Annotated in this window: 16 protein-coding genes; 1 reads left to right on the forward strand and 15 read right to left on the reverse strand. The window is 49.1% G+C overall.

Features of this window, described 5'->3' with window-relative positions; genetic code table 11:
- Positions 1–27: 27 nt before the first annotated feature.
- From DWX32_RS10055 to DWX32_RS10080, 5 genes are all read right to left on the reverse strand, one after another.
- Entirely contained in the window at positions 28–522 is a 495-nt protein-coding gene (locus DWX32_RS10055; RefSeq protein WP_117510549.1) for an AAA family ATPase, read from the reverse strand.
- Positions 519–1,097, reverse strand: a complete 579-nt coding sequence (locus DWX32_RS10060; RefSeq protein ID WP_118659908.1) for a histidine phosphatase family protein — start codon at positions 1,095–1,097, stop codon at positions 519–521. The genes DWX32_RS10055 and DWX32_RS10060 overlap by 4 nt, the downstream gene beginning before the upstream one ends.
- 330 nt (positions 1,098–1,427) lie before the next feature.
- Entirely contained in the window at positions 1,428–2,033 is a 606-nt protein-coding gene (locus DWX32_RS10070; RefSeq protein ID WP_117802704.1) for a thymidine kinase, read from the reverse strand.
- A gap of 24 nt (positions 2,034–2,057) precedes the next feature.
- Positions 2,058–2,432 carry a GNAT family N-acetyltransferase gene (locus DWX32_RS10075; RefSeq protein ID WP_243030644.1) on the reverse strand — a complete coding sequence of 125 codons (375 nt, stop codon included), beginning with the start codon at positions 2,430–2,432 and terminating at the stop codon, positions 2,058–2,060.
- Between the two features lie 165 nt (positions 2,433–2,597).
- Complete coding sequence (locus DWX32_RS10080; RefSeq protein WP_117761367.1) at positions 2,598–3,548, reverse strand: 3'-5' exonuclease; 951 nt, start codon at positions 3,546–3,548, stop codon at positions 2,598–2,600.
- Positions 3,549–3,831: 283 nt separating this feature from the next.
- On the opposite strand from DWX32_RS10080, the gene DWX32_RS10085 reads away from it, so the two are divergent.
- A complete protein-coding gene (locus DWX32_RS10085) occupies positions 3,832–5,889 on the forward strand; it encodes an ATP-binding protein (RefSeq protein ID WP_117761368.1) in 2,058 nt (685 codons plus the stop codon).
- A gap of 35 nt (positions 5,890–5,924) precedes the next feature.
- Here the strand turns inward: DWX32_RS10085 and DWX32_RS10090 are convergent, their stop codons facing one another.
- From DWX32_RS10090 to DWX32_RS10135, 10 genes are all read right to left on the reverse strand, one after another.
- Positions 5,925–7,100, reverse strand: a complete 1,176-nt coding sequence (locus tag DWX32_RS10090) for a glycoside hydrolase family 130 protein (protein WP_022461807.1) — start codon at positions 7,098–7,100, stop codon at positions 5,925–5,927.
- Entirely contained in the window at positions 7,090–8,268 is a 1,179-nt protein-coding gene (locus tag DWX32_RS10095) for an AGE family epimerase/isomerase (RefSeq protein WP_055221154.1), read from the reverse strand. The genes DWX32_RS10090 and DWX32_RS10095 overlap by 11 nt, the downstream gene beginning before the upstream one ends.
- Positions 8,269–8,294: 26 nt before the next feature.
- Positions 8,295–9,317, reverse strand: a complete 1,023-nt coding sequence (locus tag DWX32_RS10100; protein WP_118659910.1) for a glycoside hydrolase family 130 protein — start codon at positions 9,315–9,317, stop codon at positions 8,295–8,297.
- A gap of 306 nt (positions 9,318–9,623) precedes the next feature.
- Complete coding sequence (locus DWX32_RS10105) at positions 9,624–10,625, reverse strand: substrate-binding domain-containing protein (protein ID WP_055266843.1); 1,002 nt, start codon at positions 10,623–10,625, stop codon at positions 9,624–9,626.
- A 12-nt stretch (positions 10,626–10,637) separates the two neighbouring features.
- On the reverse strand, positions 10,638–12,827 hold the full coding sequence (locus tag DWX32_RS10110) for an alpha-galactosidase (RefSeq protein WP_118659912.1): 2,190 nt from the start codon (positions 12,825–12,827) through the stop codon (positions 10,638–10,640).
- Positions 12,828–12,934: 107 nt separating this feature from the next.
- Positions 12,935–14,653 carry a phospho-sugar mutase gene (locus DWX32_RS10115; RefSeq protein ID WP_118659914.1) on the reverse strand — a complete coding sequence of 573 codons (1,719 nt, stop codon included), beginning with the start codon at positions 14,651–14,653 and terminating at the stop codon, positions 12,935–12,937.
- Between the two features lie 167 nt (positions 14,654–14,820).
- Positions 14,821–15,171, reverse strand: coding sequence for a hypothetical protein (locus DWX32_RS10120; RefSeq protein WP_118595640.1), 351 nt, complete (start codon positions 15,169–15,171; stop codon positions 14,821–14,823).
- Complete coding sequence (locus DWX32_RS10125; protein ID WP_055266837.1) at positions 15,168–16,427, reverse strand: AfsR/SARP family transcriptional regulator; 1,260 nt, start codon at positions 16,425–16,427, stop codon at positions 15,168–15,170. The genes DWX32_RS10120 and DWX32_RS10125 overlap by 4 nt, the downstream gene beginning before the upstream one ends.
- A 255-nt stretch (positions 16,428–16,682) precedes the next feature.
- Positions 16,683–17,321, reverse strand: a complete 639-nt coding sequence (locus DWX32_RS10130; protein ID WP_158579571.1) for a metal-dependent hydrolase — start codon at positions 17,319–17,321, stop codon at positions 16,683–16,685.
- Between the two features lie 260 nt (positions 17,322–17,581).
- Positions 17,582–19,198, reverse strand: a complete 1,617-nt coding sequence (locus DWX32_RS10135; RefSeq protein ID WP_118659918.1) for an amidohydrolase — start codon at positions 19,196–19,198, stop codon at positions 17,582–17,584.
- Positions 19,199–19,311: the final 113 nt, after the last annotated feature.

Below are 19,311 nucleotides of genomic sequence, written 5' to 3' on the forward strand. Positions count from 1 at the left end.
TTTGGTTTGGCTCCTTGTTTTTTGATCTTAAAGTGCTGCAATTTCCTCTGTAATTTCACAGACACTCTTATTACTCGTATCAATTTTTACCGTATCAAGTACCTGATACATCTGAATTCGTGCAATGCTTTTGTCCATAATCTCTTCCGTACGAATCTTATTTGCGATGTCGGATAATAACCGCTTCCGCAAATTTGCTTCATCCACGATCAGCGAAATTTTAATCACTCTGCATTCTTCCGTGTCCAGCTTACTGACGATTTCATCAACAATACTCTGCTCATGCATCACCCAGCAGAAAATAACGTTTTCATAAGCGCTGCAATGCAGAAAGTTATTCAGCAGATAACAGATGTTGTCCATCACCATCTCTTTCGTCTCATCCGTCACCTGAAACGGATCGGCGTCCCAGCACCAGTCGCCGTCAAGAAAAACGCTGTTCGCCAGATCTTTTTTCAGCTGCTGACTTACCGTCGTCTTGCCAACGCCCATCGTTCCGCCGATCAAATATAATGTTTTCATTTTTCTCTCCCCATAACACGAATATCCGAAAAAATATCGTTTTCAAAAAGGATTTCAAATCCATCTGCCGGCTGAAATCTGCCATTCAGGATTTCTTTTCCATGGAAGGATATTTTTCTTACTTTGTTTTCCGCATCTTTCACTTCAATTTCACAGTAAGAAAGCAAATATGCACAGATCGCCGTCGCATGAGAAACCACGAGTGCTGTTTCTCCTTCTTCCATCTGTCCGACGATAGAATCGATCGCGGTTTTCATCCGCACCTTCACTTGATTTAACGATTCCCCGCCCGGATTGCGAAAATCGTGATCTTCATACTGTTTCAGCCAGAAATCCTCCCTGGCATCCCCGATCGTTCTTTCATGCAGCTCCTTCACAATGACCGGGTGATCTGCGATGAATTCAGCCGTTTCCATTGCTCTCCGATAAGGTGAAGAAAAGCATCTGTCCACATTTGAAAATATATTTCTTTTTGATACAGCAAGCTCTTTTCCCTCTTCCGATAGAGGAATCTGCTCATTCGGCATATCCCCTTTTTCCGGGATGGAATGCCTCATTAAAAATATTTTTTTCATTTCACTCTCCCCTGCTGTTATTCCTAAAGTTTTTTAATCAAAAACATCTCCATCGGCTTTTTTCCATATCCTTTTTCTGATGTTCCCCAGCGATAAAAAGCATGGTGCAAAACGGAGTATTATCCCAGAAAAGATTATATTGCAGCAATCAAATGTTTCCAGCGGACCTGCTCTTGTGGATATTCTTGATAAACTGATACGAATGGATGTTGTTGCAAAAGAAGCTCCTATTAACGATGAAAATGATGTGTCGCACGGACGGAAGCTTCCCACAGTTCCACCAGCGTTTCCATCCGCGGCATTCTCTCCTGTACTTCATATATTGTTATCTTACTCATCTTCCTTCCACAGCTTTCCTTCTTTATAATGTTTCCTGCAAAGCGCCACATAACTCTCGTTCGATCCAAGGAAAATCTGCGCGCCTTCCCGAACGATTTTTCCGTCTGCGTATCTCGTATTGCACTGCGCCCGTCTTCCGCACCAGCAGACCGTTGGGACTTCCTCGATGATGTCAGCGATTTCCATCAATCTTCTCGAACCCGGAAACAGATGTGTCTGGAAGTCCGCACGCAGACCGTAGCAGAGAACCGGAATCCCATAAAAATCCACGATGTCCGAAAGCGTATCAACTTCCTCCGGAGAAAGAAACTGCGCCTCGTCGATCAGAACCGCATCCACTTTCTTTCCGTGATACCGGTATTCCCCGCTGTCTGTACTCCAGGTCTCTGAAATTTCTTTTAAAAATTCATCCACATATTCCGCCGGTGCCTCCAGCCCGATGCGGGACTTGATTTCATGTTCTCCGTCGCGGTTGTCCGTCCGCGGCTTCAACAGGACAGCATACTGCCCGCGCTCCTCATAATTATAGCGAACCATCAAAATATTAGCAGATTTCGAACTGCCCATCGCGCCGTAGCGGAAATATAATTTTGCCATTGTTTTTCGTCCTTTTGTCTTTTCTTATTCTTTCAGTTCTTTCCGTAAAAACGGCTCCTCATCAAGCTCTGCGTTTTCAAAGCTGTGATAAAATTTATCTGCATTTGGATTTGTCGCCCGAATCAGATAATATTGGTTAATCCCATGTTTCCTGCAGTCTTTTTCCATCTCCTGAAACAGCCCCTGCGCAACGCCTTTATGTCTGGCTTCCGGCAGCACATAAACCCAGTCCACATACGCCATCCGGTAACCGTCCTGCATACATCCGTAAAAATGATACTCAATCCGCCCAAGAACCTGATCATTCTCCATAGCAAGAATGGATATTGTATTCTGATAGAAGGGATCTTTTACTCTTCTTCGCAGCCCTTCCCGATCCACCGCTTCCACATGCATCATCTCCGGCTCTGCCCCCATTTCTTTTCTATAACAGAAAACTACCGACAAACCTGCTTTTATCGATAGTTTCTTCAATTTTTATTATAACCGATCCCGCTCTGTTTTCCAATTAAAAAGGCAGAAGAAATGAAACCTTTTATCCCGTTTCCATTTCCTCTGCCTTTCTTACATTTCTTTCCTCTTCTGATTCCTCTTCTTCCGCAGGTTCTCTTTCTTCTGCCGGATTTCCCCCGCCTCCTGTTCGCTGCTGATGCGGATGGTTTTCACGACGAAGAGTTTTCCTTCATCCGAATGTTTCATGCGGGCTTTGCCTTTCAAATATCCGTGCTCCGGGCACCAGGCTACGCAGTAGTAGTTTTTCCCGCCGGCCGAAAACCAGCGTAAGCGTTTTCTTGCCGTTTTCCCGCAGATGCAGCAGTGCGTGCTGCAGACCTCGCGGTCGTGCATGGCTTCTTCTTTTGTGTCGAATTCGCGGGAGATGAATTTCGTGTAGCCATTATAGACGGCGTGGATCTCCTCTTTTTTCGATTTCGGGTTCTGATATACGTCGATCGAGTCGTACGCCAGCACAACATCCATATCGATGCGCGCAAAAATGTCGGCCGTATATTTTGCATCCGAAAGCGCCTGATGAAAATGCTCGTCCTTCGGGAGATGGAGGAAGTCGGCGGCGTACTCGAGCGCCCGGCGGCTCTTCATCGTTTCGTACTGGATCGCGAACAGTTTCTGTACATCGTAAAAATGAATCGGCCCGCGGATCAGCGACAGGAGGTTATAAAATTTCATGTTCCGCTGGAGCTCCGTCAGGTCTCCCGGTCCCCAGGTGCCGAACATGCACGCACCGCCGGAGAATGCAAAAAATTCCTGCACGGCCTGCGCAAATGGGATTCCGTTCTGCAGATCCTCTTCTGTCAGTCCGACGACCTCGCGCGTCCGGTGATGGAGATGCTGGTAGACCACCGGTTTTACAATCCGGTGAAACGTTCCCAGCACATTCCGCTCACCATCCATCTTCACCGCGCCGATCTCAATAATCTCAAATGGCAGCTTCGGGTTCTCTTTTCCTTTTCCATAGGGACACTGGTTCCATTCCAGGTCAAAAATCACATAGTCCATTGTATTGTCAATCCTTCATTCTGTGTCGTCTGTCCCTATTATAAATGATTTTGATATAATGAGCAACTATCTGGCAATTCCATTCTCCGCCCATTCTGGCAATTTTCTTCTTATGCATTACATTTCCCATTCATTTCATCCCGTTCTCTTTCAAACTTAACGCTTCTTTTATTGAAATCCCAGGGTAAATCCGATATAATATTTTTAACTCCGGCCTTCGTTTTTACTCAAAAAAATCACCTGAAAAAGCCGGAAATATTACGAATTTAGATGAGCATCCGATATGAAAACAAAATTAACGCAAAAACAGATTCGATTTCAGGCGCTTCTGCTGTTTTTTATTACATTTTTTCTTGTCGAGCTCTGCGCCGTTTTTCTGTATCAGAATCAGTTAAAGGAAGCAAAGCTGAAAGCTGACTATACCGCACAGACGACCATCGGCCGCGTGAAATCGCAGTTAAACCATTATCTTGCCGAATCCAATCTGATGAAACACATGATTGAAGCCGGTTATACCGTCAATGACGAAGAGTTTTCCGTCCTCTCCTCGCTGATGCAGGACGACCAGAATGTCATCAAAGCACATGAGCTTGCAAAGGACGGCATTGTCACACTGATTTATCCGATGAGCGGAAACGAAGCCGCACTCGGACTTAACATGCTCGAGCATCCTGCCCGGAAACAGGAGGCACGCCTTGCCAAAGAGAGCGGCGAATACACGATTGCAGGACCGTTTGAGCTGCAGCAGGGCGACATCGGAGCACTGCTCTTTGACCCGATTTATACCACCGATGCCAACGGTGACCAGACCTTCTGGGGCTTTTCGATTCTCGTTCTCGACTGGGAATCGTTTCTGAACGAAATTGAACTGGATACACTGGAAGAAGCCGGCTACACCTACGAACTCTGGAAAATTTCTCCGGCCACCGGCGAACACGTTTCCATCGCACACTCCGGCAATTCCCGGCGTTCCGATGCCATCGAAGTTCTCTGCACCGTGCCGAACGACACCTGGCATTTTGAAATTGTACCGAAAAACGGCTGGCTCAGTCCGCTGCAGGTTTTTGTTTCCTTTGCACTCGGACTCATCCTTTCCCTGCTTGCCTCTATTGGTTTTCTGCAGTTCCAGATGCGCCGCTATAAAGACGAGATTCACGCAGCAGAACTGGAAAAAGCCGTACAGGAAGCACAGTCTGCCAACGAAGCAAAAACACGTTTTCTGTTCAACATGAGCCACGACATCCGAACCCCGATGAATGCCATCATCGGTTTCTCGGATCTGCTGGAAAAGCACATCGACGAGAAGGACCGCGCGGTCGACTACATTGCAAAAATCAAGTCCTCCAGCAGTTTTCTGCTCTCCCTGATCAACTACGTGCTTGAGATGGCGCGCATTGAGAGCGGTAAGGCCTCGCTGAAAATCGAGCTCGGCAGCTACAGCGAGCTGATCAATTCCCTGAATGCAGTGTTTGAGCCTTCGTTAAAAAGCAAAAATCTTTCCTATCTCTGTTACAACACGGTGGAACACGATGCCATCCTCTGCGACCGGACAAAAATACGGGAGATTCTGCTGAATATCATCAGCAACTCCATCAAGTATACGCCGGAGGGCGGAAAAATTTCCGTAAAAATCGAAGAGACACCGGCACCAAGGAAGGGCTTTGCCTCCTACCGCATCACCGTGAAGGACAACGGCATCGGCATGAGCAAAGAGTATCTGCCGCATATTTTTGAAGAATTTACAAGAGAACATTCCTCCACCGAAAGCCACATCACCGGAACCGGCCTCGGCCTTCCGATCGTCAAATCCCTCGTGAATCTGATGGGCGGAACGATCGATGTGGAAAGCGAACTCGGTGCCGGAACAATAACTACGGTCTGCCTCACGTTTGGACTTCCGACCGAAGAACAGCTTGCGGCTCACCAGCATAAAGACGAGATTCTCGAGCAGTCCCTGCAGACGCTTTCCGAAAAACGCGTGCTGCTTGCCGAGGATAATGACCTGAATGCAGAAATTGTACTCACCGTTCTGGAAGAAAACGGCATTCACGCCGAGCACGTAAAAGACGGCGCCCTCTGCTTAAAAGCAGTCCAGAACGCACCAGAAGATTATTACAATGTTATTCTGATGGATATTCAGATGCCGAACATGAACGGCTATCAGGCCGCAGAAGCGATCCGTGCACTCCCGGGAAAACGCGGGGAAATCCCGATTGTCGCCATGACGGCAAACGCGTTTGAAGAGGACCGCCGAAAAGCACTGGAATCCGGCATGAACGCCCATATCGCGAAACCCGTTGACGTTTCGGTTCTTCTCGAAACACTTTCCAGGTTTTCATGACCTTTACAGATCCCGATGCGCCGTAGCGGACGCTTTTATTTCTCGTTTTTCAGCAGCTCCAGGTTTTTGGAGATCAGCTCGCATCTCTGTTTTACGCAGTCCGGGGATCTGTGCGGATCCTGCGGTGTGTTGAACAGATAGTCCTCGAGTTTGTCGATTGTGGTGGTTGCTACATGCATTCTTGTATCGCAGGATGCATAGTAGATGTAAACCTCTCCGTTCTCACGCGCAATCGCGCCGTTTGTAAATACAACGTTGGAAACGTCTCCGACTCTCTCTTTTCCAAGCGGAACCAGGAATACACCGGACGGCTCTGCAATGACTTTGGACGGATCGTTCAGATCGGTACCGAAGACATACAGAACGTAGCGAAGGCCTGCTGCTGTATTTCTTACACCGTGTGCAATGTTGATCCAGCATTTCTTACCGCGGATCGGCACTGCTCCGGCACCGTTTTTGGACTCGGTCAGGGTATGATAAATACGTTTGCTGATGATCTTCTCCTCGTCGATGACAGCGTGTGTGATATCATCGCAGAGTCCGAAGCCGATTCCTCCGCCGCTTCCGGTCTCAATGAAACCATCCATCGGACGGGTGTAGAAGGCATATTTTCCGTCTACGAACTCCGGATGCAGAACAACGTTTCTCTGCTGCGGAGAACGTAAGGTTTTCAGGTTGTCCAGACGCTCCCAGGTCTTCAGGTCTTTCGTTCTTACGATACCAGCCTCAGCAACAGCCGCGGACAGATCCGGATCGTTTTTGTCCTTGCTCTCAGAGCAGAACACTCCGTAAATCCAGCCGTCCTCGTGCTGGGTCAGACGCATGTCATAAACGTTGGTTTCCTCTGCGCAGGTATCCGGCAGCACAACCGGGTAATCCCAGAAATGGAATCCGTCGATACCAGTATCACTCTCTGCAACAGCAAAGAAAGATTTTCTGTCATTGCCCTCCACGCGGACAACGAGATAATACTTTCCATTCAGATAAATCGCGCCGGAGTTCATCACAGCGTTGATGCCGAGACGCTCCATAAAGTACGGATTCGTCTCCTCATCCAGATCATATCTCCAGTGAACAGGAGCGAACTCTCTTGTCAGCACCGGATACTCATAGCGGTCATAAATACCGTTGTAAAAATCTGCTTTTGTGTTCTTTCTTGCCACAAGGCGGTCTACCTTGGCTTTTTCCACATAATACTGTTTATTCAGCATCTTTTAACCTCCCAATTACTTCCATACACATACGTCCATTGTGATACGGGCATTTCCACGGTTCTACAATCGGCTCATGAATCGGGCTTCCGTCTGCATTCACGCACCAGAACCACTCAGACCCCTCTCGTTTGTCGATCACATATTCCTTGATGTAGCCCCAGATGTCTTTTGCCGCATCGAGATACTTTGTTTCCTCCGGTTTTTTCTGCCATGCATTTAAAAATCCAACGACAGCTTCTGCCTGTACCCACCAGACTCTTGTGGTATCATCCACACCGCGCTCGCACTCATTCATCAGCGAATGATTTTTGTATGCCGTATTGTAGATATTTTCCGCAATCTCTCCGGTGATCGGCAGCAGTTTTTCCCGGTAAGCCGGATCGCCGAGTACTTCTGTACCCCGGTCGATCAGCCAGGAAGTCTCGATATCATGGCCATAAGAATACAGATCAATCAGCGTATTCCATGTCCGGTCGAAAAATACTTCCTGACGGCCTTTTTCTTTGTTGTATACTTTATCCGCGAAGAGATCCATCATAAAGCGGAGACGGTCACCGGTAAACGGATCCTTTGTCACGCGGTACAGCTCGGTATATGCTTCGAAAACATGCAGCAGCGTATTCATGGTCTTCTCTGCCATGACGCCGTTCTCCGAGAGCTTTTCATTGCTCTCCGGCTTGAAATCGCGGGTAAATGCCTCGAGATAACCGTACTCGTCGGTGCAGTGTGTCTCGATGATCTGCTGCAGCGATTTTGCCAGCTCCAGCGCCTCGGTGTCGCCCGTCGCATCAAAATACGTAGACAGCGCATAAATTGCAAATGCCTGATTGTACGTATGCTTTGTCGTATCGAGCGGTTTTCCGTCGTAGGTGACAGACCAGAACACGCCACCGTACTCGCGGTCCACACACGCCTGTTTCATAAAGCGGTACGCATGCTCCGCATCGGCGCGCAGCTTCTCGTCCTTTAAGGTCAGGTACGCATTCGAGAAAAACCAGAGAATTCTGCTGTTTAAGATGCAGCCCTTCTCATACGTTTTCTGCACGTTCAGATCAAAGTCCTGATAGCCGTAAAATCCGCCGTATTCCTCATCTCTTAAGCCCTCCCAGAACGGAACGATCCGTCCAGTAAGCTCCTGCTTTACTTCCTTTGCCAAAGACTGCATCTTTTCTTTCCTTCTTTCCTTCTTTCTTATCTTCTTCCAATTTCGGTGTCAGACTCGCGTACGACACTGTTTTTCTTGATATAATCTACAATCAGATCTACGGTTGTGAATGCCAGTCCTACATACGTATCGGCTGCGCCGTAGTAGATCGCGATCTTTCCGGTCTCTGCATCGTGAATGGTTGCGCACGGGAAGGTTACGTTCGGAACGAAGCCTCTCTCCTCATACCACTCTTCCGGTGTCAGAAGGAAGTTCTGGCAGCGGTACTTTACGATGGACGGATTCTCTTTGTCGAGGATTGCGCCGCCGATGCTGTATACATAGCCATTGCAGGTGCCGCTTACACCGTGGTAGAACAGCAGCCATCCTTCGTTGGTCTCAATCGGAGCTGCGCCGCCGCCGATCTTTAAGGACTCCCACCACTCCGGGCTCTTGCTCATGACGTGGCGGTGTTTGCCCCAGTACAGCATATCCGGGCTCTCGGACAGGAAGATGTCACCGAACGGTGTGTGGCCGCTGTCGCTTGGACGGGACAGCATCACGAAGTTGCCGTTAATTTTTCTCGGGAAGAGAACGGCATTTCTGTTGAATGGAAGGAATGGATTCTCCACACGTACGAAGGTTTCAAAATCTTTTGTTTTTGCCATTCCGATGGCTGCACCGTAGAAGTCCTGGCACCAGATGATGTAGTAGGTATCTTCTACTTTTACAAGACGCGGGTCATATGCGTAAACCGGCATGAACGGTTTGCCTTCTTCGTCAACGAACTGGATTTTGTTCTCATCGAAATTCCAGTGGATCGCATCTTTGCTTCTTCCAAGGTAGATGTACGGGATTCCGTTTGTCTGCTCACCACGGAATACTCCGATGAACTCGTCGCCGTACGGCATAACGGCGCTGTTGAAGATTCTTGCTACTTCCTTCACCGGATTTCTTCCGATGATCGGATTCTCGCTGTATCTCCATACCGGTGCACCGGAAAACTCAGCCGGGCCTTCCTGCCATGGCATATTTTTGACAGCATCTCCAATCATTTTAACTTCGCTCATTTTTTGAAACCTCCATGAAAAATATTGTTTGTTTATGAGTTGTACTTTGTTTTTTTAAGTTTCTGTTAGTGGACAGAATCTTGTTTTTTCATTCTTTTTTCTCCGAACCGCCGTGTTTTATCACCCTCACGCCCAGTCCTTTAGCTTAATTTTAACATAGATGATTAATTTTTCAACTGGAAATCACTTAAAAAAATAAGTTCCGTTAGATACTGTCAATTTTTAAGTGACTTTGTTGTGTAATATGTACAAAAACGGGGCATTTCAAAATGCCCCGTTTCTTAATTTATAATTCAGTTATAAAAATCAAAGCTTTACGCTCTCTTTCGGCACCAGCTGTCCGGAGACAATTTCCATATTTTTGCCGGATGCCGCGCCGCGGATCTGCTTCAGCGCTTTTTCGAGCGCTACTTTTACCATCGCCTTCGTATTGATCTCATACGAAGTGATCTTGAGATCCGGGAAACCCGGATACAGGTAATTGTCGAAGCCGACAACGGAAACATCCTCCGGCACGGAGATGCCGCGTTTTTCCAGCTCGAGCATCAGAAGGCCGGCGGTCAGGTCGCAGTTGCAGACGAACGCTTCCGGCATCTGTTCCGGGAGATGAATTTCGATCTGGCCCCGCTCATCACGGTCCTCCAGAATCCATTCCGCCGGTGTCACATCGCGGTGTTCCAGAACAGCCTTGGAAAAACCGCAGTACCGATCCATGATACTGCTGGAAAAATGAATCGAACCGACAAAAGCCAGCTTGGTCAGGCCATGCTCATACAGGTATTCCGTCATCAGATACATTCCGTGAAAGTTATCTGCGATCACGGCATCTTTTGCCAGCTCATTGTCGTAGAAATCCAGAAATACGATCGGAAGATCCACGTTTTTCTTCAGATAGTGGATGTAATCGCGGCTCGTGTCTCCCATAAGGATCAGTGCATCGACGGTCTGCTCCTTGGCGATGCACGGCACGATCATCTCATCTTCCATCTCCTGTTTCAGGATCTCCACGGTCACCATACAGCTCTTTTCCGTCGCCGCCAGTGCCATCTCCTGATACATTTTCCAGTAAAATGTCGTATACTCTGCCAGATACCGTTCCGGAATCACCACTCCGATGCAGCGCAGGCTTTTTCCCTGTGTATTTCTCGCTCCGCTTCCCGGCTGGCGGTACCCCATTTCCTTTGCAATTTCCAGAATCCGGGCACGCATCTCATCGCTGACCCCTTTCTGTCCTGTAATCGCGTTATGCACGGTGACGGCGCTGACGCCCGCCACCTTTGCAATATCTGCCAATCTTACTTTTGCCATATCCGTTGCTCCTTAGTCTACTGCAACAAAGTGATACAGTCTGCTGACGAAATCACCCCAGAAATCTTTCATCCGGAAACCGGCATTCATCAGCATCTCGCCGCTGTAAACCTCATCGGTTCCCTCCAGACGATATTTTTTCGCCGGATCAAAGCCGCGCAGGCGAACCTTGCGGGACGGCATATTTGCCTGTGCCAGCACCTGTACGTAGGTCACAAGCACTTCGCTTTTATCCTCCGATGCTACTGCCCAGCAGTCGGATCTGTGGTTTTCACGACAGGAAAGAATACGGTAATACTCTCCCTCGCGGATCAGTTCATGATATTTGTGATACATTGCGGTCTGCTCCGGAATCAGCTTTCTCTCTTCTTCCGGCAGTTTTGTGATATCAAGCTCATAGCCGAACGTTCCGGCCAGTGCCACATGGCCTCTCGTTGTAAACGGAGTTACACGGCCAACCGTGTGGTTCGGGCATACGCTGACGTGTGCACCCATTGAGCAGAGCGGGTAAATGAGGGCTGTTCCCTCCTGGATTTCCAGACGCTCAATCGCATCGGTGTCGTCGGAGCACCAGATCTGCGGGCTGTAGTAAAGCATTCCAGGATCGAAACGTGCACCGCCGCCGGAGCAGTTCTCCAGAAGCAGATCCGGGAACTCCTGTACCAGACGCTCCTGCATCGCATACATACCGAGCACGTAGCGGTGGAACAGCTCCTGCTGGGAATCTTTGTCCAGGTAGGTGCTTCCCAGGTCGCTTAACTGACGGTTCATATCCCATTTCACGTATTTGATGTTTGCACTGCGCAGGATTTTTGCCACACATTCATACGCATAATCCTGCACTTCCGGGCGGGAGAGATCCAGCACGTACTGGCAGCGGATCTCAGTCGCTTCTCTTCCCGGAATCTGAATCGCCCATTCCGGGTGCTCTCTGTAGAGATCAGAGTCCGGGGAGATCATCTCCGGCTCGAACCAGATACCGAATTCAAGACCGATTTCATTCACTTTGTCAACCAGATTTTTCAGGCCGCCTTTGATCTTCTCTTCGTTGACAACCCAGTCACCGAGGGAAGAATCGTCTTTATTTCGTTTTCCGAACCAGCCGTCATCCATAACAAGCATCTCGATGCCGTCTTTTTTTGCCTCTCTTGCGATATCGAGGAGTTTATCGGTATCAAAATCAAAGTAAGTTGCTTCCCAGTTGTTAATCAGAATCGGGCGTTTTTTGTGGTTGTACGGGCTGCGGATCATATGTCTGCGATAAAATGCATGGTAGGAACGCGTCATTTTGCCAAGTCCCTCGGCAGAGTAGACCATAACAACCTCCGGCGCCTGGAATTCATCGCCGGCTTTTAAATTCCAGCAGAACTCCTCCTGGTTGATACCCATGACCATACGAACGGTATCAAACTGGCATCTTTCCACCTGTCCGATAAAGTTGCCGGAATATACGAAGTGCATTGCGTAAACCTCGCCGCGCTCCTGATCCGTTCCCGGTGTCACCAGGGCCACAAACGGGTGCTCCTGATGGCTGGACTCTCCTTTTCCGGAGGAAACGAGCTGTTTTCCGTAACGGAGCGCACCCTGCTGGATGTGGCGTTCTCTTCCCCAGGATCCATGAAGAGAAAGCATCTCAAAGTCTTCGTTGTCCATATCGAGGCAGGCACTGTAGATTTTCTCTACCTTCAGCGCTTCACTGCCTTCATTTTTCACGCGGACACTTCGGGTGATAACGTTTTCTTTTGTAAAAACAGAGTAGGAAAGGACAACAACAAGATCAAGAACAGGATCTTTGCAGGTGATTTCCAGAGTTTCTACTTCGTCCTCGGTTCCAAAAGAAGCCGGAAGACCGGTCAGCGGGCGTTTTCCTTTGAAAATTTCATAGGAATCAAAGAAAATCTCACATCCCATACGGCCCTGTGCATTTCTTATATTCAGACAGCTCTCACGGTAATCGCCGACTCCTCCGGTCGGGTATTCCATTGGAAAACGGTCGAGGAACGAAGATTTCTCTCTCTTATTGACGGACGGGGTGAACGGCGGCTCATCCATGCGGAGCGGATACAGATCCGGCTCTCCGTGCAGAAGGGGTCCGTAGTAAACATGTCCGACGTAGCCTTCCGGGCTCAGGCCGATCACATACGTCGTATTCTCTGTATTTAACTGAAAAAGCTTTTTCTCATCATAATATAAAATCGCCATTTTCTTCTCCTTATTTCAGGTAAGCTTGATCCGCCGGGCCGATTTTTGTACAAAAAGACCTCACCCGCCGGGCTGAGGCCTTTTTTTGTTTCTATATCACACAGCGTTTAAGCAGTTACCATTGCATTTTTTAATTTTTCCAGTTTCTCGGCTGCATCTTCAAGGGATGTGCCTTTTACGCCGAAATAGAATTTGATCTTCGGCTCAGTACCGGATGGGCGCACACAGCACCATGCGTTGTTTTCCAGCTCATAGTAAAGAACGTTGGAGGACGGAAGTCCGGTCGCGCTCTTCTCGCCACTTACGAGATCCACTCGTACGTCTGCTTTGTAATCGCGTACGGCAAGAACCTGGAAACCGCCCAGCTCTTTTGGCGGGTTCTCACGGAAGTTGGTCATCATGGTCTGGATCTCTTTTGCACCGTCGATACCTTTTAAGGTCATCGTTGCAAGACCCTCTTTGTAATAGCCGTACTCTTCGTACATATCCACCATGGCATCCCACAGTGTCTTGCCCTGCTGTTTGTAGTATGCAGCAACCTCGCACAGCATCATAACTGCCACGCAGGCATCTTTGTCTCTTGCATATGTTCCAGCCAGGCAGCCGTAGCTCTCCTCCAGGCCGAAGACATAGTTGTGTGCACCGCTCTGCTCAAAGAACTTGATCTGCTCGCCGATGTATTTGAAGCCGGTCAGAACTTCGATCAGTGCCACGTTGTAGGCTTTTGCGATTGCTTTTGCCATATCTGTGGTAACGATCGTCTCAACGAGAGCCGGGTTCTCCGGCATGGTTCCGTTCTTGGTGCGCTCGCGCAGGATGTACTCTGCGATCAGCATACCGGACATGTTTCCGGTGAAGCTTACGTACTCGCCGGTCTTGCTGTCTTTTGCATAAACGCCGAGACGATCTGCATCAGGGTCGGTTGCAAGGATGATGTCAGCGTCTACTTCTTTTGCCAGTTTCAGCGCCAGTGTCCATGCTTTCTCGTCTTCCGGGTTCGGGTAAGCCACCGTCGGGAAGTTTCCGTCCGGCATTTTCTGCTCTTTTACAACGTAAACCTGATTAAAGCCAAGCTCGCGCAGAACGCGGCGTACCGGCACATTTCCGGTTCCGTGAAGCGGTGTGTAGACGATCTTCATATCTTTTGCCGCATCTTTGATGATTTCCGGATGAATGCTCTGCTCTTTTAATTTTGCGACGTAACGGTCATCAAAATCGGTTCCGATGACCTGGAACAGGCCTTCTGCTCTTGCATCATCTTCTTCCATCGTTTTAACGGCAGAAAACTCGGTTACTTTTGCTACCTCTGCGAGAATGTTTTTGTCGTGCGGCGGTGTAATCTGTGCGCCGTCCTCCCAGTATACTTTGTATCCGTTGTACTCTCTCGGGTTGTGGCTTGCGGTAATGACGATACCGGAAATACAGCCGAATTCACGGACAGCAAAAGAAAGCTCCGGTGTCGGACGCAGGGACTCGAACAGATACGTTTTGATTCCGTTTGCATTCAGGCAGAGTGCTGCTTCGCGTGCGAATTCCGGAGACATTCTTCTGGAATCGTGTGCGATGGCTACGCCTTTTTCCTGTCCGTTCTGGGAAATGATGTAGTTGGCAAGGCCCTGGGTTGCCTGGCGTACGGTGTAGATGTTCATGCGGTTGGTACCCGCTCCGATGACACCGCGGAGTCCGCCGGTACCGAACTCAAGCTGACGGTAGAAACGGTCTTCGATTTCTGCCTCATTTCCTTCGAGTGCTTTCAGCTCTTCTCTGGATGCCTCATCAAAATATGGATCATTGCACCATTTTTCATATACTTCTCTGTAACTCATGTTTGTTATCCTCCCTGTCTGTTGTACTTTATTTAACTTAAGACAGCAGACTTTTTCTGGATTTAAGCTCGTTTCATCACAGCTTAAAGTTACCATTTGTTTAGTCTGCTGTCAACTTAAAAATTAATTTATTTTTTCTAATTCTCTTGGTTCCTGATAAAGCTCTTTTAGATCACTGAGAACCTGTACTTTTCCTTTGCGGTCTGCGGTGCTCCAGGCTTTTCGTCAGTTCCATGACAGCCTTCATATAGCAGGCATGATCCTCTCTCAACCGGCCATACCTTCCGCAGCGTTCCGCGCAGACGGTACATCATATTTTTCAGTGCTCCGTACGGATTTTCACTCTCCTCATCCGTCCAGGGTGCTTCGGTTAACTGTTCCAGTGTTACGATATGGTTTTTGTTGCAGATCATATAAACCAGCAGCTTTGTGATCATCGGGGAATGAATCGCTTCCTCGTTGAGGCAGCGTGTTTCATCGTACATGCGGAATCTTCCAAGCAGCTGTACGCGAATCATAAAACATCGTCTCCTTCTAAGAACTCAAGCTCTTTTTCGGTCTGAATTGCCGGCAGTGCACTGTATTTCAGATTCTTTGCCCAGCCTTTTTTCTCCTCGGAGAAGCGCTCGCTGATTCTCTTGTAGACGAGTTCGCATCCTCTCTGGCTGCCGCCCTGCAGCAGAATCACATACTGGGACGGGCTGTATTTTGCAAAGAAATCGGAATGACGCAGGCTGCGTTTCATTACCTCAAGCAGCTTTTCGGACATACGGTCAAGGCGCGGACCGCCTTTTGCCGGGTAACCTTTTCCGTCTGTAATGGTGCACAGCATCAGCCACGGCATCTGTCCGTTCAGCTCGGACATACGGTAAACAAGTCGGTAGCAGTCACGGAATCCGGCGAGGGAACAGAAGAATGCTCCGCCCTTTTCTCCCGGGCTCTCCTGAAGATCTGCCTGTACCTCTTCGATCACGCGGTGTCTGCTGCCCATGCGGCTTCCCAGATAGCGGTACTGCTCCACCAGTTTCTCGCTCGGTGTAACGCCAAGCTCTTCAAAGTAATGTTTCGAGGTCTGCTCGTACAGTTTCATGGCCTCTTTGTATCTCTCCAGGCCGATCAGCGCCTGCATCTGGACTGCCTGCCACTCGTCGAACGGATACAGTTCGGAAGCAACAGAAGTCAGTTTCTGCAGCTCATCGAACTCCTCGTTTTTCAGAAGATACTCACTTACTTCTTTCAGTGCATCGGAATATACTTTTTTCAGCTGCGCGCGCTCCGCCTGTACCCACTCTTCCTCGCCGAAATCTGCAAGGAACTCTCCGGTGTACAGCTCCAGTGCTTCGATCATCTGATCCATGCGCGCTTTCTCGTCTGTCTCTTTTCCTGCTTCCAGGATCTTATTTTTGATATCAATCGCATCTACCTCGACCGGCATCGGGCTGGTCCAGTGGTAAACGCCTTTCTGTGTATAAATGTACTCAAACTGCGGAAGTCCTGCCTCGACAAGGCTTCTTTTCAGGCGATGTACGCCGACACGCAGGCTGTTTGCCGCGTCCGCCACATCTTCTCTTCCGTATGTGCTCTCCAACAGTCTTCCTCTGGAAATTCCATTGTCCTTGTTATAGAGGAAAATCTGCAGAAGTCTCATCGATTTTGTTGCCATTGTTTTCCGGAAGGAAATCGGCTGGTCGCCGTACTCCAGGAAAAAACTTCCCATCATGTGTACTTTTAAAAGCGGTAACTGTTCTGTTTGGTTTTTCATTTCTTCGTTCATACTAACTCCTGTATTGCCTGTTGTGCTCTAATCTCTGTTGTCGGTTGCGCTGCGCTCCGCAATCGGCTGCGGTAACGGGCCGGCGGTTCCCTGTTCGTTCATTTCAAAAACAATTACGGACGCCGGATTTCTGTTTTCTATTTTACATCATTTTAATCAAAAATCCTACTATAAAATGTATAAAATATTAACTTTAACACCGAAAAATTCCTGCTTTTTCTTCCTTTGTCTTGTTATCTTTTTGTCAATCCCATCTCATCCGTAAATTGCCCGCATGATTTTAGCCATCAGCCGCCCTGCAGGCGCCGAGATCACCAGTATTACAGCAAGAGATACCATGCCGCACCCGAGCAGTGCGCGGTTCACAAGTCCCCGTGCTGAGCAGAGTCCGAGGCAGAATCCCTTCTTCCAGGGCCAGAACAGCTTTTCCGGTTTCCGGTTGAAAAAATCGAGCACCAGATGGGACAGAAAGCCCACGGCAAAATAAGCGGACACATCCGGGTAGATGATGTCCACGCACGCCGTCAGCAATGCCAGCGCCGCAAATGAATGCATGAAGGAGCGGTGCGGCTGCTGTTTCCCATAGGCGCAGATCAGCAAAAATGCTGCCGTTCCGGCGAGGAGACGCAGCACGCTGCTGTCGCTTGTGAGGCGGCGGTAAATTCCAAGATTCAGTTTATACTCCGCAAGAATTGTGAGCACCGCAACTGCAACTGTTGCCGTAGTGATCTTATCGGCATCGCGGTGCGCCTGTGAAGTGCCGACATCAATGTCACTGATCAAACCGCCGATCGCGGCAGCCCCGGCACCGGCCACAAGCGCGGGAACCGTCTGCGGCTGTAAAACAGCAAGTGCCGCTGCTGTTCCAATAAAAAAATGTGTTCTTCCAAGCATTTGTCTGTTTTTTCCTTTTGTAAAATTTCCTTTATCATAGCACATTCCCTCCCTTTTATGCAACCATTTGTTCGATTCTTTTACGACCGTATGGTCCTATCAGGATCAAAAAAGAACCTCCTGCGACCATTCATCGCCGCAGGAGGTTCTCCTCTGTTTCTGTCTTTATTCCATACTATTTTCAGGTTATCTTATTTTACGTTTTTCCCTTCATTGTATGAATTTTCATTTGACATTTATTACTCATTTGAGTTATGTTCTTATGCTTCATATACCAGTTCACCGGCAAGATACGTCCGGCACACCGGAATGTCTTTGATCGTGCTCTCATCCACCTCAAACGGATTCTGACCCAGTACGACGAAGTCTGCCATCATGCCTTCTGCGATCTGGCCTTTCACGTTCTCCTCGAAACTTGCCTCGGCGCTGCGGATCGTGTAACTGTCGAGTGCTTCCTGTACGGTGAATTTCTGATCCGGCAGGTACGGGCCGACATGGTCGCGCAGCGTTGTTCTTGTGACAGCGCACTGCATGCAGGCGAGGGCATCCGGCAGCTCTACCGGGCAGTCAGTTCCGTTGCTGACGGAGACGCCGTTGTTCATCAGCGCCTTCCAGCTGTAGCTTGTGCTCGCAAGCTCTTTGCCGACGCGCTCCTCTACGATATGGTTATCGTAATCGAGGAAGATGCTCTGTGCGTAAACGTGAAGATGCATTTTCGCGATTTTTTCAAGCTGATCGGCTCTTGTGATCTGGCAGTGCACGATGCCGTGGCGGTGATCTTCTCTCGGGTTTTCAGCAAGGGCTTTTTCATAGGCACTTAACACGCGGTCGAGGCACGCATCACCGATCGTGTGAACTGCAGCCTGCATGCCGTGTGCATTGGCGTAGCCGATCATCTCATCCATGGTTTCCTGGGTGAATACCGGGATTCCGCAGGTGGACGGGTCGTCTGCGTATGGGCGACTGAGGAATGCTGTTCTCGCACCGAGTGCGCCGTCGCCGAGCATTTTCAGCGGTCCGATTTTAAAGCGGTCTGTGCCGATGCCGGTCACATTTCCAGCCTCAACGAAACCTTTTAAGGATTCCAGATCGGTAAAGTTGCTCTGCTCGTAAACGCGGACGGTCAGCTCGCCGGACTCCTCGAGTTCTTTGTATGCTTCGTTGACGGTCTGCCACGGAACGGCGCGGTAAACGCAGTAATCATCACTCTGGCTGCTGGTGACGCCGTAGCTGTTCAGGGCTTTGCAGGCGCTGCGGATCATATCTTTGATTTCCTCTTTGCTCGGCACCGGAATGCTGTCGTAAACCGGTTCCATTGCATTGTCGAAGAATCTTCCGTCCGGCTCACCGTTTTCCATACCGATCTCTCCGCCCTCCGGCTGCGGGGTATCTGCGGTGACGCCGAGGAGTTCCAGTGCTTTGCTGTTGACTACGAGGCAGTGGCCGCACGCTCTCGTCGCGCAGATCGGAACTTCAGTTGATACGCGGTCAAGATCGTAGCGGTTCGGCATGCGGTCCACGTCCGTGAAGTAATCCTGATTCCAGCCGCGGCCCATCAGCCATGCGCCGTCTTTTCGCGGATGCTCTTTCTGGAAGGTGTCGAGGCAGGCGAGCATATCTTCCAGGCTTTCGGTATGTGCGGCAAGCTGCGCTTTCAGCAGGGAGCTTCCGTAATTTAAAAGGTGCATATGGCTGTCGTTAAAACCGCTGCAGACGAATTTTCCGCCGAGGTCTACAACTTTGTCGCCGGCTGCTGCAAGGGCATCTGCCTCTGCGCTGCTTCCGGCGAAAACAAATTTGCCGTCTTCTACTGCAAACGCTTCGACAAGCGGCAGTTTTCCGGTGTAGACAGCTCCGTTTTTGTAAATTGTTTTCATATCATTATCCTCCTACTGTCATCTAAATTTGATTCTATTCTTTTCTGCCCATTTGCGCAATATACAAATTCAGACACGCTATTCTCTTGCGTGTCTGGATTCGCTTTTGAATA

Source organism: Blautia sp. AF19-13LB (assembly GCF_003479105.1).
GTDB lineage: Bacteria > Bacillota > Clostridia > Lachnospirales > Lachnospiraceae > Fusicatenibacter > Fusicatenibacter saccharivorans.